The organism is Mycobacterium sp. TY815, assembly GCF_030755135.1.
GTDB lineage: Bacteria > Actinomycetota > Actinomycetes > Mycobacteriales > Mycobacteriaceae > Mycobacterium.
Map to the genome: position 1 here is coordinate 1492766 of NZ_JAUFRX010000001.1, position 13567 is coordinate 1506332.

The following is a 13567-nucleotide window of genomic DNA, read 5'->3' on the forward strand; positions in this document are numbered from 1 at the left end:
TGGTCAGCGGCCGCGCCCGATCGAATCGGACACCAGTCCCCCGGGCATCAGCCACTGCTGCGGCTCGCGCTCGATGAAGAGCGCGATTGCGTCCGCCACTCGCTGTGAGGTCTCCTGCACCGCGTCTCGCACGTTCTGATCGTCACCGCCGAGCGGGACTTCGGCAGGGATCGGCTGGCCGAAAACCGGCTCACGCTGGTGTTTGTGCTGGAAAACCGTGCCCGGCACGATCAGTGCGCCGGTGCGCAACGCCAGCAACGCCGGTCCCGGTCCTATCGAGCGTTTGATTCCGGCCAGGTCGACCTGGATTCCGCTGCCGCCTCCTTCGCGGGCCCGAAAGTAGTCGCCGGCGATCGCGACGATGCGACCACGCTTGATCGCATCGGCCATGGCCGAGGTGATACTGACGCCGCCGGTGCGCTCGACGACGATGAGCTCCAAACCGGCCTTATGTGCACCGCGGGTGATCACCCACTGCATCAGCGCACGCTGCCGATTGGCGACCACCGTGGTGGGCAACCCGTTGAGCGCGAGCACGATCGGCAGGGCCGCGTACGAACCCAGATGAGGGAAGGCGACGATGACGCCAACTCCGGCGGGGCGGCCGGCGTCGAGCGCGGCATGAATGGGTGACGGGTCGGCGATGTGGAAGCGCCGCCGCGCGGCGCTATGCGGGGCGGCGAGGAACCAGATGGCGTCGTTGGCGTTGCGGACCAGAGCGCGGTACATCGCGCGGACCGGCTGCCACTTGCGGGTCGAGAACTGGGCCGTCGGGTCGACATTGTCGCGAAAATCCTGCAGGACGTTCAGATGTTGGGCGCGGCCGCGCCAGTACACGAGTCGGGCCACCACGGCCAGGAACGCGTCGGCCACCGGTGCCGGCAGCAGCGCAAACATCTTCGACGCCACCATCAGCGGGTAACGAAGAAGCGGGCGGCGCTCAGCGACCTCCGACATCTCAGCAGTCTAGATTCGCGAGCCGCATTTAATGGGCGGCGGCGTCCCAGCTGCGGCCGTAGCCGACCGACACCTCAAGCGGCACGTCGAGCGGATAGGCCCCGCCCATTTTGTCGCGGACCAGCCCCTCGAGCTGGTCACGCTCCCCGGGTGCGATCTCGAACAGCAATTCGTCGTGGACTTGCAGCAACATGCGCGACGCCAGTCCGCTGGCCTTGATCGCCTTGTCCACCTCGATCATCGCCACCTTGATGATGTCGGCGGCACTGCCCTGGATCGGGGCGTTGAGCGCGGCCCGTTCGGCGGCCTCGCGCACCTGGCGGTTGCTGCTGTCCAACTCGGGCAGGTAGCGCCGCCGGCCCAGCACCGTCGAGGTGTAGCCGTCCTTGCGGGCCTGCTCGACGACGGCGAGCAGATAGTCGCGCACGCCGCCGAATCGGGCGAAGTACTGGTCCATCTGCTCTTTGGCCTCCTCGGTGGAGATCTTGAGCTGGGCGGACAGCCCGTAGGCGCTCAGCCCGTAGGCCAACCCGTAGGACATGGCCTTGACCCGGCGCCGCAGTTCACCGGTCACCTCGGTGATCGGCACCCCGAAGGCCCGCGAGGCGACGAAGGAGTGCAGGTCCTCGCCCGTGTTGAACGCCTCGATCAGCCCCTCGTCGCGCGACAGGTGCGCCATGATCCGCATTTCGATCTGGCTGTAGTCGGCGGTCATCAACTCGGTGTAGTCACCCTTACCGACGACAAAAGCGTCGCGGATCTGCCGTCCGGCGTCCGTGCGGATCGGAATGTTCTGCAGGTTGGGTTCGGTGGAGGACAGCCGGCCGGTCGCGGCGATGGTCTGGTTGAAGGTGGTGTGGATCCGCCCGTCGGCGGCCACCGAGTTCAGCAACCCGTCCACGGTGACCTTGAGCCGGGTGACGTCGCGGTGGGTCAGCAGGTGCTGCAGGAACGGGTGGCCGGTCTTGTCGAACAGTGATTGCAGGGCGTCTGCGTCGGTGGTGTAACCGGTCTTGGTGCGTTTGGTCTTGGGCATGCCGAGTTCGTCGAACAGCACCACCTGCAGCTGTTTGGGCGAGCCCAGGTTGATCTGCTTACCGATCACTGCGTAGGCGGCTTCGGCAGCGTCGCGGATCTCGTCGGCGAACTGGCTCTGCAGCTCAGTGAGCATGGTCAGGTCGACGGCGATGCCGACGCCTTCCATATCCGCCAGCACCCGCTGCACCGGAAGCTCCATCTCGCCCAGCAGAGCGGTGGAATCGATCCGGTCCAACTCGGCGTCAAGCGCGTCAGCCAGGTCGATGACGGCCCGCGCCCGCAGGATCGCGGTCTGCACGGCCTGGTCGTCGGTGCCGTCGGTGTCATCGAGCAGCGAAAGTTGTTGTTGCTCAGCTGTTTCCGCGCGCAGTTCACGCCTGAGGTACCGCAGCGAAAGGTCGTCGAGGGTGAAGCTGCGCTGGCCCGGCCGCACCAGGTAGGCGGCGAGCGCGGTGTCGGACGTGACCCCCTCCAGCGACCAACCGCGGCCGCGCAGGTCGTGGATCGCCAACTTGGCCTCGTGCAGGGCCTTGGGTTTGTCGGGATCGGCCAGCCAGGCCGCCAGCGCCGCGTCGTCCTCGGGTGTCAGGGTGGCGGTGTCGATGTAGGCGCCGTCCCCATCGGCGGCGGCGATGGCCAGCGCGGTAGCGTCCCCGCCGTGCGGCAGGTGGGTGCCCACCACCGTCAGGCCGGATCGACGGCCGTCACTGGCGTGGTCGGCCAGCCACTGCCCGACGGTGCCAGGTGCCAGGGCGCCCCCGCGCACGTCGAAGCCCTCGTCGACTTCGGGTTCGACGGCGGCCAGTGTGTCGAACAGCCGGTCCCGCAGCACGCGGAATTCCAGATCGTCGAAGAGCCGGTGGATGTGGTCGCGGTCCCAAGGCTGCAGCCGCAACGTGTCCGGCGTCTGTGCCAGCGGCACATCCTTGACCAGTTCGGTGAGTTCCCGGTTGAGGACGACGTTGGCCACGTGCGCGCGCAGTGCGTCCCCGACCTTGCCGCGCACCGACTCCACGTTGTCGACCAGCCCCTGCAGCGAGCCATACTCGATGATCCACTTCGAGGCCGTCTTCTCCCCCACCCCCGGGATGCCCGGCAAGTTGTCGGACGGGTCGCCGCGCAACGCGGCGAAGTCCGGATACTGCCGCGGGGTCAGGCCGTATTTCTCGACGACGGCGTCGGGGGTGAAGCGGGTGAGCTCGCTGACGCCCTTGCGCGGGTAGAGCACCGTGACGTCCTCGCTGACCAGCTGCAGCGAATCCCGGTCGCCGGTGACCACCAGCACCCGGTAGCCCTCGTTCTCGGCCTGGGTGGCCAGCGTGGCGATGATGTCGTCGGCCTCGAAGCCGGGCTCGGCCAGGACCGTGATGCCCAGGGCGCCGAGCACCTCTTTGGTGATGTCGATCTGGCCGTGGAACTCGTCAGGGGTCGAGGACCGGTTCGCCTTGTACTCGGGGTAGCGCTCCGACCGGAACGTCTGCCGGGATACATCGAATGCCGCCGCGATGTGCGTCGGGCCCTCGTCGCGCAGCAGGTTGATCAGCATGGCGGTGAAGCCGTAGACCGCATTCGTGGTCAGGCCGCCCCGGGTTTTGAAGTTCTCGGCCGGCAGGGCGTAGAAGGCGCGGAATGCCAGCGAGTTGCCGTCCAGCAGCATCAGGGTGGGTTTGTCGTTGGCCGTGTCTGCGGGATTGGCCGCGGCGGCTGCGGTCCTTGCTGGGCTCACGGCCCCACTCTAGGCACCGCCGCCGACATCACAGCAGCCGACGCTGGGCAGCTATCTCGTACTCGCAGACACAGCCGGAAACTATGGCGTCTTGTTGATCGTCGCTCGGTCCGCTGCCGCGAAAGGTGTCGACGGCGGCCTGCGACTCCCACCGTTCGATGATGTTGACGCGACCAGGATCCAGCGGGTCGGCGCTGATGGCGAAATCCAGACAGCCCGGTGTGCGCCGGGCCTGTGCGACGACTTCTGTGCAAGTAGCCAGGTAGCTGTCACGCTGCAGTGGGTCGACGACGATGTGGCCCGCGATGATCAACATCAAATGCTCCTTCGTGCGCGTGGTCAGTTTCCCGGTATGACCGCCTGCGCCCGCCGATCTCACCGGGTGACCGGCGAGTCGGCGACCCGGTGACTGGAACACGTTTCAGTTTTCCGGCCCTCGTTCAGTAATCTGGCCTGGTGCCAGAGGTCACCAGCCAAGAACCGGCCATCGACGGGTGGTTCGCCACCGACGACGCCGGATACCCCCATCTGATCGGCAGCAAGTGCCCGCAGTGCGGCACCTATGTCTTCCCGCCACGCGAGAACAACTGCCCCAACCCGGGCTGCGCCAGCGACTCGTTGGAGTCGGTCGCGTTGTCGCGGCGCGGAAAGCTGTGGAGCTATACCGAGAACCGGTACCCGCCGCCGGCGCCCTACCCCGCCGCGGACCCGTTCGAGCCGTTCGCCATCGCCGCCGTCGAACTCGCCGATGAGGGAATCATCGTGCTGGGCAAGGTGATTGAAGGCACGCTCGCTGCGGATCTGAAAGTCGGCATGGAGATGGAGTTGACGACCATGACCCTGTTCACCGACAACGACGGCGTCGAACGCATCGTGCACGCGTGGAGGCCTGCCGGCGACGATGCAGAGCGAAGCGATGAGGAGGAGCGGCAGAAATGAGGATCGCATCATGAGCACTCCGGAGCCGCTGTACATCCTTGGCGCGGGCATGCACCCGTGGGGCAAGTGGGGCCGCGACTTCACCGAATACGGTGTGGTGGCCGCCCGGGCGGCGCTGGCCGAAGCCGGGCTGGATTGGCGCCAGATCCAGCTGGTCGCCGGAGCTGACACGATTCGGAACGGCTACCCAGGATTTATTGCCGGGTCGACGTTTGCGCAGAAGCTCGGCTGGAACGGAGTGCCGGTCAGCTCCAGCTACGCCGCGTGCGCCAGCGGCTCGCAGGCGCTACAGAGTGCCCGTGCGCACATCCTGGCCGGCTTCTGCGACGTGGCGCTGGTCATCGGCGCCGACACCACCCCCAAGGGCGCATTCGCCCCGGTTGGCGGTGAACGCAAAAACGACCCGGACTGGCAGCGGTTCCACCTGATCGGTGCGATGAACCCGGTGTACTTCGCGCTGCTGGCGCGGCGCCGGATGGACCTCTACGGGGCCACCTCCGAGGACTTCGCTCAGGTCAAGGTGAAGAACTCCCAGCACGGCCTGCAGAACCCGAATGCCCGCTACCGCAAGGAATCCTCGGTGGAGGACGTGCTGGCTAGCCCCGTGGTGTCCGACCCGTTGCGCCAGCTGGACATCTGCGCCACCTCCGACGGCGCGGCGGCACTGATCGTCGCCAGTGCGGAGTTCGCCCGCAAGCATCTCGGCTCGCTGGAGGGTGTGCCGTCGGTGCGCGCGGTGAGTACGGTGACCCCGCAGTACCCGCAGCACCTCCCTGAATTGCCCGATATCGCAACGGATTCCACCGCTGTGGTGCCGGCGCCCGAGCGGGTGTTCAAAGACCAGATCCTCGATGCCGCCTATGCCGAGGCCGGTATCGGCCCCGAAGACGTCAGCCTGGCCGAGGTCTACGACCTGTCGACTGCGTTGGAGCTCGACTGGTATGAGCATTTGGGGCTGTGCCCCAAGGGCGAGGCCGAGGCGCTATTGCGTTCTGGCGACACCGCTTTGGGCGGCCGTGTTCCGGTCAACCCGTCGGGCGGCCTGGCCTGCTTCGGCGAGGCGATTCCGGCCCAGGCGATCGCGCAGGTCTGCGAGTTGACGTGGCAGCTGCGGGGTCAGGCGACGGGCCGGCAGGTGGAGGGTGCGCGCGTCGGCGTCACCGCGAACCAGGGGTTGTTCGGGCACGGATCGTCGGTGATCGTCGCCCGCTAGCGCTTCTCCCTGTTTCGGGCTGCGCGAGCGTGCACAAAATGCCACCGCCAACGGCGTGTCGCTGTACATCTGCGCACGCTCGCGGTCAGGCGTCCTTGGCTTGGCTGCGCGAGCGTGCACAAAATGCCACCGCCAACGACGTGTCGCCGTACATCTGCGCACGCTCGCGGTCAGGCGTCCTTGGCTTGGCTGCGCGAGCGTGCACAAAATGCCACCGCCAACGACGTGTCGCCGTACATCTGCGCACGCTCGCGGTCAGGCGTCCTTGGCTTGGCTGCGCGAGCGTGCACAAAATGCCACCGCCAACGGCGTGTCGCTGTACATCTGCGCACGCTCGCGGTCAGGCGTCCTTGGCTTGGCTGCGCGAGCGTGCACAAAATGCCACCGCCAACGGCGTGTCGCTGTACGTCTGCGCACGCTCGCGGTCAGGCGTCCTTGGGCGTGTCGAGGGTTTCCAGCACCACCTCGGCGACCCGCTTCATCGACGTGCGCCGGTCCATGGCGGCGCGCTGAATCCACTTGAAGGCTTCCGGCTCGGTCATGCCCTGCTTGACCTGCAGCAGGCCCTTGGCGCGCTCGACCAGCTTGCGGGTCTCCAGCCGGTCCGACAGCGTCTCGACTTCCCGCTCGAGCGCAGTCAGCTCGCTAAATCGGCTGACCGCCAATTCGATGGCCGGAACCAGGTCGCTCGCGGTGAACGGCTTGACCAGATAGGCCATCGCCCCGGCATCGCGCGCCCGCTCGACCAGATCGCGCTGACTGAACGCGGTCAGCACCACGATCGGCGCGATGCGCTTACTGGCGATCTCGGCCGCCGCGTCGATGCCGTCACGACGTGGCATCTTCACGTCCATGATCACCAGGTCGGGCTTGTGCTGTTCGGCCAGTTCAACAGCTTCCTGCCCATCGCCGGCCTCGCCGACGATGTCATACCCCTCCTCTCGCAGCATCTCGGCCAGGTCCATACGGATGAGCGCTTCGTCTTCCGCAATGAGGACCCGGCGCGGCGGCGGAGCGGCGGCGGCATCGGTGGTGGGGCCGGTCATGACGGACATTGTGACGTGACGGCTGTGCGCGGTCACTCGGGGGGTTGCTCTAAGGTGGGAGACCGGCATCAGCCCTCGTATCCCAACTGGCAGAGGAAACGGATTCAAAACCCGTCCAGTGTGAGTTCGAATCTCACCGAGGGCACTACCTACCCGGGCCGCGAATGGTCTTTGTGGGAAGCAGCAGGATTGGTGGGCAACGCTGTGCGCGGGGCCCGTTTGGGGACGTTCAAGGCGTTTCCCGCCTGGCCACCGACGACGGCGCCTAATCGCCCCACATGGTGACGTTGGTGTTCGCCGCGCCGCTGTAGTTGGCGTGAGCGACCTGGGCGCCTTCGCGGATCTTCCGCAACCCCTCTTGGAGTTCGTCGACGCCCGAGCGCCACAGGGCGTGAAACTGCTTGTGGGCTTGTTCGGTGGCGCCCTCCCACGGCATCTGGGCCACAAATGCGTCGACGTGCTCCACAGCGGAATCGGTGGCGCTGGTGAAGCGGGCCAGGTGCTCGATCAGCGCGTCGAGCGCGTCGAGATCAACGGTGAATGTGTCGTCGTTGTTGGCCATCGCCTAGTTCGCCTCGTCGGATTGCTGAAACTGTTGGGCGGCTTGGGCCACCAGCCCGTTGACCTGGTCCAGGGCCCGGGTGATCTTTCCGGCACCGTCCTGCCATTCGCGCCAGCCGTCGTGCACCTTGTCCGCGGCAGTGCCGGTCCAACTGCCCTTGATGACGGCGTCCGCCTCGCGTTTGAGTTGGGCGAAGGCTTCCTTGATCTCGGTGTTCACGACATCGATCCCCTTGGCCGACGTGATTACGCCGGCAACATCAACGCTCAGTTGCGGCGCTGGCCGGGCGTTGCCGCTCTCCGTTGCCATCCTGCTTGACCTTTCTGGGGTCGGTGACGCCAGCCGCCAGTCGTACGGCGGCCGGCTTGAGGAAGTTTAGTGGGAGGACGAGGGTCGGATCGGGTTTGCGCCGACGCGGCCGGCTTCCCGGTCCCGCGTGGTGTTCATATTCCGCGTCGCAGCGGATCTCTTGCGGGATCCCATTCCGGCGGTTCCTCCCACCCGGACTCTGCGTGGGCGTGTTGCTGCCGGCGTTTCAGGATGGCCTTGAGGCCGGCCAGGTCGGTGTACTGGGCGCGAATTTGTTTGATCCGCGCGACCAGGTTCGCGTTGCTCTCGACGTCCTGGACGATCCGGTCCAGGATCTTTTCAACGTCGAGCAACGCGGCCTGGTAGGCCTGCACGTAGGCGCGCTCAATCGCTTGTCCGAGTTGTTCGGGCGTCAGCGTCATTGCCAAATCAGTGAGTTGGACGCGCTCGAGTTCACCCGAGACCGAGACGGTGAGCTGACCGGCCTCGGCTGGCGCTTCGATGGGAACCTTTCCGGCGACATCGCCGAGCCAGCCGCGAAGCCATCGGATCAACTCGTCGCCGGGCAGCTCTTCGAATCCCATGGAGCCTGGTGTAGCACGGGGCAACGTTGCATGTTTACTACGGCGGGGTCTCCTCTGGTCGCACCGGAAACTCCGCAGCCTTGAAACAAGGTCAATTTTGAATTTCGAGTTCCTCTAACGACGACCATAAAGGCGGGATTCCGCGATGCTTAAAAAATTCTGTTAATTGCTCGAATCCTGGCGCCATGAGGCCTGCGCCTGTCGGCCAAAGCGCCTCGCATTCGTCACAGAGCTGAATCTCTTCACCTGTGTCGATGACCCTCATCGCGAGCACTTCTCCTTGCTCGCAGCGTGGGCAAATAGCGGGATTATTCATGACTTGGGCACCGAGCCAGGGCTCCTTTCGAGGGCCTGAAGGCGTACGATTAGGTCAGGGATGGCACTTCTCGAATTATCGGAATCGCTCAGATCCCTCGGCCGCAACCACTTTATATGCGTCCTAGATTGAGCTTCAGCCTAATCTTCGCGCTTCCTAAGTTCATCCCACTGGTTAACCGTTGCGATTTCCTCAGGGGTCAGCGAGACAAAACATACGCCCACCAATTCGTCCATTCGAAGAAGAAATCGTACTCGATCTACGGCCAGGCACTTCGTCGCGGAGGCCCACTTGCCCCATACGGCACATACACCTCCGTTAGATCGCAGTAGTCGCACCCTGACGTGTTGCCTGAATACTTTTCCCTTAACAGCACTTGCGTTAGTAACCGGTATGCCAAACTCCTTATCAAACAAACCGCAGGGCAAATCCTTGACCTGATCGAACGGTTGCAACGAGGAAACCAGAGTTATTCCGTAGATTTCGCCTGTCTGACGATCGATTTGAAATTCAAAGATTCCCCCTGAATTATCGGCATAATGCCAAGTAATCGAATCTTGTACAGACGTGCCTTCCAGTAGGTGAAAACTGAATGGCACGACGGAGTCGACTACCAGCGTTCCAGTTGGCGGGCTGTGTGTTCCTATTACGGCCAGCAATTTTTAACCTCTCTCATCGCCTGGACTAGTCAAAGTCGGCTAGTACAGCATGGAAGACTGTGGGAAATCCGCTCGCTAATTGAGACTTACCTCTTACAATACTCCACTGGTCAATAATAAACTCATTACCGTAACTGATTCCCCTTTCTGCGATAGCCGCTAGCGCGCTGTGAAGGCTACTAGTGGTTGTTGTCGTCACGGCCCTTGATCACCCGACGCGAACCTATCTCAGCTTGAACAGCCACGTTCAGGTGCGCAATCAAGTAGCCGCCGTCGTGTATAAATTTCGCATACTCAAAAAGAGGCTTGGTCGCGTTTCCATGCAACCAAAATGATCCGCGATTGGTCTCGGATGATGAAGGACCTGGAAATGGGTGTGCCCGGATAATTCGGTTGGGTGGGCGTGATGTGGTCCCATACGGGTGCCAGTACGAGGGAAACTAGAACCAGGCATTTCCTCTCCGGGGCACGGCATCAGTCCCAACGGATCCGTCCCGACGGTCGGATTCCGCGGATAGCCATACGGATTCGCGCCGGAGCCAACCCCAACGGATCAGCCGTGCAGTACCGCCCAGTCGGCCGGCTGGTAGCGGTCCCGATTCTCTCACACCCTTGATTATCGCGAAACTCCACTGCCAATTGACCGATAAAATTGGCCAGGCTTGATTGATCGCCGACTTTTAGCGCCATATCATCGATGTTTGTCACGGCCTCCCCTTAATGGCCGGTGATCTCTAATTGGTCGCTCCGAACAAGCAGTTCCACATCATCAATATGACCGGAGCCTCTCAACTTGGTATTGATAGGATTGGCTGCTAGCCGGATTTATACGTATCATTGCGCTAAAAAACTGGATCCCAGCTATTATCAGAGCGCTTACCAATTCTGCTTCGCCCGCGACTGCCGTAGTAACGACGTCGCCGACATAGGACGTCACACGAACTTGGTTGTTGCGGGTTCTTTCAAAGGACAACTTTATCGGCTGATCTGGAAACAATGTTTGCGCTCGGCCGGATTTGCGCAGATCGTCGATCATGTTAGTGATATAAGCCCAGAGGTCATCGATAGTATCCCACATGGTCCTATCAACCACTGCTATTCCGTCGATGACGAGTTCGATTGCACCGTCAATATAACGATCATTTTGCACCATATAGTCGCTGTCGTTACAGATTTCACGAAACTCTTTACCATGGTGATCGCAGAGATAAGATGTAATCGAGATCATATGCCATAATCCTTACTGCTCCAACGGGAACAACTGCCGAATGTGTCCTTCACCTATTCCGACTGTATATTGCGTGCCATCGACCAAACCATTGATTTGATATCTATTAATCGATCCATGCTCAATAACAGCGGCACGATTCTCGCGTAGTACATCCGCTACGATACTCGCAAGTTCATCTGTCGTTGGACTTCCCGCAAAGAAAGTTTGGGTCCTTTTAACAGATCCATCCCAGTATTCCAGATGATGACGAGTGAGGATATGTTCGAGATCGCGCTGGTCCAGAATTAATCGAATATTGCCAATGGTGAAGGATCGGTTCACCCAGTCCCGCAGCGCATTCTGCAAGGCAATTGCTCTGCACGGCATCAGCCCCAACGGATCCGTCTCGACGGTCGGATTCCGCGGATAGCCATAGGGATTCGGCGCCGCAGCTAACCCCAAAGGATCAGCAGTGCAGTACCGCCCAGTCGCCGGCTGGTAGTACCGATGCCGGTTGTAATGCCACCCGGTCTCGGCATCAAAATATTGCCCGGGGAACCGCAGCGGCGTGGACACCTCCCCCGCCCAACTCGTCTGCCCCCACAGCCCACCACTGGCCCGCCCAGCCACCGTCGCCGCATCCGGATCCACCAGATGCGTCGGCGTACCCAGATGATCGGTCACCAACGCATAAAACGCACGATCGACCTCCGGTTGCGACCACACGCCACCACCACAGCCAACCCCCGCCGCAACCGGCGCACCGCCCAGACGCAACGGCACATCCACACTTGACTCAACAGCCGTATGAACCTGCGCCAACGGCGTCACCGCCCCCGGCAGATAACACCACGTAGTCGTCGCGCCACCCACCCCGCCGGTCGCAGTCTGCTCCACAAGCTGATCGCCGAGCCACGCAAACACCACCGACTCCCCGGTGCTCCCGTTGGTCTTACGGGTCCGCCGACTCGCCGGGTCGTACCCATAGGTCCAGGTCTGACCATCCGGAGTCGTGACACTGCGTAACCGGTCATAGGCATCCCACCGGTAATGCCACACCTGCGCCGTGCGGCTCAGATAGCGTCCCAGGGAGTGGTGGACTTCGGATCTGGCGTGGTTCACGCGTTGCGATCAGCGAGTCATGTTGAACGCTAGGCGATTTGGTGTTGTTTGGCAAGCGCTGCAGCGGCGTGTTTGGCGGCGAGGACCTTCCGTAGTTCATCCATGGAGACATCGGAGAGGTAGCGGCGGGTGACCTGCCACTCGTCGTGAGCTTCGATGACTACTGCGGTCGCCAGACGCAGGAACGCCGCCGGGTTGGGGAAGATTTCCACGACGTCGGCGCGGCGCTTGATCTCCTTGTTGAGCCGTTCGATCGGATTGTTCGACCAGATCTTCTGCCAGTGCGCCGTGGGGAACGCGGTGAACGCCAGTACGTCGGTCTTCGCCTCACCCATCATGGCGGCCACCTTCGGGAAGCTGGAGGCCAGGGTGTCGGTGACGCGATCCCATTGATCAGCGACCTCGATGGGGTCGGTGTGAGCGAAGATCGTCTTGACCGCCGCAGTCACCGCCGGGGCGTGTTTGGCCGAGACCGCGGTGTGCAGGTTGCGCATGAAATGCACCCGGCACCGCTGCCACGAAGAATTGGTGAACTGTTGTGCCACAGCGGCTTTGAGCCCAGCGTGGGCGTCGGAGATGACTAGATGCACCCCGGTCAGGCCACGGGCTTTCAGCGACGCCAGGAACTCGCGCCAGAACTCGTAGGACTCACTGTCACCGACCGCGGTGCCCAGCACCTCGCGGGTGCCGTCGATGGACACCCCGGTAGCCACCACCAGGGCCTGAGAGACCACGTGCGCTCCGATGCGGACCTTGCAGAAGGTGGCATCGCAGAACACGTACGGGAACTCGGTGTGGGCCAAGCTGCGGGTACGGAACGCCTCGATCTCCTTATCGAGGCCGGCGCAGATCCGCGACACCTCGGACTTGGAGATCCCGGTTTCGACGCCCATCGCGGCCACCAGGTCGTCCACGCTGCGGGTGGACACGCCGTGGACGTAGGCCTCCATGATCACCGCGTGCAACGCTTTGTCGATGCGGCGACGCCGCTCCAGCAGCGAGGGGAAGAACGACCCGGCCCGCAGCTTGGGGATCTGCACCTCGATATCACCCGAGGTGGTCGACACCGTCTTGGGTCGGTGCCCGTTGCGGTGCACCGTGCGCTCGCCCCTGCGCTGGTAGCGGCCGGCGCCGATCACGGCGGTAGCCTCAGCCTCGATCAGCGCCTGCAGCCCGGCCCGGATCAGCTCGGCGAACACCGCCCCGGCATCAGCCGACTTCAGCGCATCAAGCTGGGCGAGCAAGGCAGAATGGTCATGGGTCATCGCGTCGTGTGTCCTTGTCGTGAGTCACTTGGTAGGTAACCCACTGACCACTACGCGATGGCCCACCCCAACAGCGTCAGCGACACACCCAGCAATAGGTCCGGCACCGACGACACCGGATTCCGAAACCCCACCACACCAGGGGACTTACCCGCGGCTCAACCGCCGGCTCACCGTCCGCACCAGCCGCCCCGCCCGGTCATAGCTGTACCGCGAACGCCCATCATCAACCAACAGCGTGCCGCGATACTCCCAACGCCCAGCACCACCAGAAGACCCCGCCACCACCGCAGTGCGAATGTTGTCACTGGCGTCATAACCGAACCGCTCGGCCACCACACCACCCACCGCCACCGCATCCACCCGGCCCACCGCATCCAACCCGTACCGCATCTGCACCTGATCGACAACGCGCACACTCAACGCCCCATCAGGTGTCGGCGGACATGAAAAACTGCCCACTGGCGGACATGAAAGTGCCCGTTCGCGGCCAATAAGAACTGCCCACCGGCGGATACGAAAGTGCCCGCAGGCGGCCATGAATCTGCCCAGACCTACTTGATGTCGTTCGGCGCGTCTGCGCTGGGGCGGCCTCTCCTGCGGTTTCGATGTCGATGCCTA

14 protein-coding genes, 1 tRNA gene and 1 pseudogene are annotated in these 13567 nt (G+C 63.2%); 3 read left to right on the forward strand and 13 right to left on the reverse strand.

What is annotated here, in order from left to right:
• Positions 1-3 precede the first annotated feature (3 nt).
• The 3 genes from QXK92_RS06125 to QXK92_RS06135 all read right to left on the reverse strand — a co-directional run bounded on the left by QXK92_RS06125 (position 4) and on the right by QXK92_RS06135 (position 4037).
• Complete coding sequence (locus QXK92_RS06125; RefSeq protein ID WP_306240777.1) at positions 4-957, reverse strand: lysophospholipid acyltransferase family protein; 954 nt, start codon at positions 955-957, stop codon at positions 4-6.
• Between the two features lie 28 nt (positions 958-985).
• Entirely contained in the window at positions 986-3652 is a 2667-nt protein-coding gene (polA, locus tag QXK92_RS06130) for a DNA polymerase I (RefSeq protein WP_306244227.1), read from the reverse strand.
• A gap of 97 nt (positions 3653-3749) precedes the next feature.
• Positions 3750-4037: a putative quinol monooxygenase gene (locus QXK92_RS06135; RefSeq protein ID WP_306240778.1), complete on the reverse strand. Its 288-nt coding sequence runs from the start codon at positions 4035-4037 to the stop codon at positions 3750-3752.
• Between the two features lie 140 nt (positions 4038-4177).
• Here QXK92_RS06135 and QXK92_RS06140 point away from each other — a divergent pair, with 140 nt between their 5' ends.
• Both QXK92_RS06140 and QXK92_RS06145 read left to right on the forward strand, forming a co-directional pair.
• Complete coding sequence (locus QXK92_RS06140; protein ID WP_306240779.1) at positions 4178-4660, forward strand: Zn-ribbon domain-containing OB-fold protein; 483 nt, start codon at positions 4178-4180, stop codon at positions 4658-4660.
• A gap of 10 nt (positions 4661-4670) precedes the next feature.
• Positions 4671-5873, forward strand: coding sequence for a lipid-transfer protein (locus QXK92_RS06145; RefSeq protein ID WP_306240780.1), 1203 nt, complete (start codon positions 4671-4673; stop codon positions 5871-5873).
• Between the two features lie 425 nt (positions 5874-6298).
• On the opposite strand, the gene QXK92_RS06150 is transcribed toward QXK92_RS06145, so the two are convergent.
• On the reverse strand, positions 6299-6919 hold the full coding sequence (locus tag QXK92_RS06150; RefSeq protein WP_306240781.1) for an ANTAR domain-containing response regulator: 621 nt from the start codon (positions 6917-6919) through the stop codon (positions 6299-6301).
• 71 nt (positions 6920-6990) lie between these two features.
• On the opposite strand from QXK92_RS06150, the gene QXK92_RS06155 reads away from it, so the two are divergent.
• A tRNA-Leu gene (locus QXK92_RS06155) sits at positions 6991-7064 on the forward strand.
• A gap of 120 nt (positions 7065-7184) precedes the next feature.
• On the opposite strand, the gene QXK92_RS06160 is transcribed toward QXK92_RS06155, so the two are convergent.
• The 9 genes and pseudogenes from QXK92_RS06160 to QXK92_RS06200 all read right to left on the reverse strand — a co-directional run bounded on the left by QXK92_RS06160 (position 7185) and on the right by QXK92_RS06200 (position 13363).
• Positions 7185-7481, reverse strand: a complete 297-nt coding sequence (locus QXK92_RS06160) for a WXG100 family type VII secretion target (protein ID WP_306240782.1) — start codon at positions 7479-7481, stop codon at positions 7185-7187.
• Between the two features lie 3 nt (positions 7482-7484).
• On the reverse strand, positions 7485-7790 hold the full coding sequence (locus QXK92_RS06165) for a WXG100 family type VII secretion target (RefSeq protein ID WP_306240783.1): 306 nt from the start codon (positions 7788-7790) through the stop codon (positions 7485-7487).
• A 134-nt stretch (positions 7791-7924) separates the two neighbouring features.
• Positions 7925-8374, reverse strand: coding sequence for a hypothetical protein (locus QXK92_RS06170; protein WP_306240784.1), 450 nt, complete (start codon positions 8372-8374; stop codon positions 7925-7927).
• 91 nt (positions 8375-8465) lie between these two features.
• Positions 8466-8639 carry a hypothetical protein gene (locus QXK92_RS06175; protein WP_306240785.1) on the reverse strand — a complete coding sequence of 58 codons (174 nt, stop codon included), beginning with the start codon at positions 8637-8639 and terminating at the stop codon, positions 8466-8468.
• A gap of 1479 nt (positions 8640-10118) precedes the next feature.
• A complete protein-coding gene (locus QXK92_RS06180; protein ID WP_306240786.1) occupies positions 10119-10577 on the reverse strand; it encodes a hypothetical protein in 459 nt (152 codons plus the stop codon).
• Between the two features lie 12 nt (positions 10578-10589).
• Entirely contained in the window at positions 10590-11483 is an 894-nt protein-coding gene (locus QXK92_RS06185) for an RHS repeat-associated core domain-containing protein (RefSeq protein ID WP_306244228.1), read from the reverse strand.
• 63 nt (positions 11484-11546) lie between these two features.
• Positions 11547-11681, reverse strand: a pseudogene (locus QXK92_RS06190) (hypothetical protein); the annotation flags it as partial.
• Positions 11682-11710: 29 nt separating this feature from the next.
• Entirely contained in the window at positions 11711-12946 is a 1236-nt protein-coding gene (locus QXK92_RS06195; protein ID WP_306239809.1) for an IS256 family transposase, read from the reverse strand.
• A 147-nt stretch (positions 12947-13093) separates the two neighbouring features.
• Positions 13094-13363: a hypothetical protein gene (locus tag QXK92_RS06200; protein ID WP_306240787.1), complete on the reverse strand. Its 270-nt coding sequence runs from the start codon at positions 13361-13363 to the stop codon at positions 13094-13096.
• Between the last annotated feature and the right edge of the window lie 204 nt (positions 13364-13567).

Excerpts from the sequence above, each read along its gene's own strand:
- QXK92_RS06160 (WP_306240782.1), bottom strand. The coding sequence starts at position 7,481 with ATGGCCAACAACGACGACACATTCACCGTTGATCTCGACGCGCTCGAC.
- QXK92_RS06175 (WP_306240785.1), bottom strand. The coding sequence starts at position 8,639 with ATGAGGGTCATCGACACAGGTGAAGAGATTCAGCTCTGTGACGAATGC.
- QXK92_RS06165 (WP_306240783.1), bottom strand. The coding sequence starts at position 7,790 with ATGGCAACGGAGAGCGGCAACGCCCGGCCAGCGCCGCAACTGAGCGTT.
- polA (WP_306244227.1), bottom strand. The coding sequence starts at position 3,652 with ATGCTGCTGGACGGCAACTCGCTGGCATTCCGCGCCTTCTACGCCCTG.
- QXK92_RS06125 (WP_306240777.1), bottom strand. The coding sequence starts at position 957 with ATGTCGGAGGTCGCTGAGCGCCGCCCGCTTCTTCGTTACCCGCTGATG.
- QXK92_RS06180 (WP_306240786.1), bottom strand. The coding sequence starts at position 10,577 with ATGATCTCGATTACATCTTATCTCTGCGATCACCATGGTAAAGAGTTT.
- QXK92_RS06135 (WP_306240778.1), bottom strand. The coding sequence starts at position 4,037 with ATGTTGATCATCGCGGGCCACATCGTCGTCGACCCACTGCAGCGTGAC.
- QXK92_RS06170 (WP_306240784.1), bottom strand. The coding sequence starts at position 8,374 with ATGGGATTCGAAGAGCTGCCCGGCGACGAGTTGATCCGATGGCTTCGC.
- QXK92_RS06145 (WP_306240780.1), top strand. The coding sequence starts at position 4,671 with ATGAGCACTCCGGAGCCGCTGTACATCCTTGGCGCGGGCATGCACCCG.
- QXK92_RS06150 (WP_306240781.1), bottom strand. The coding sequence starts at position 6,919 with ATGACCGGCCCCACCACCGATGCCGCCGCCGCTCCGCCGCCGCGCCGG.
- QXK92_RS06195 (WP_306239809.1), bottom strand. The coding sequence starts at position 12,946 with ATGACCCATGACCATTCTGCCTTGCTCGCCCAGCTTGATGCGCTGAAG.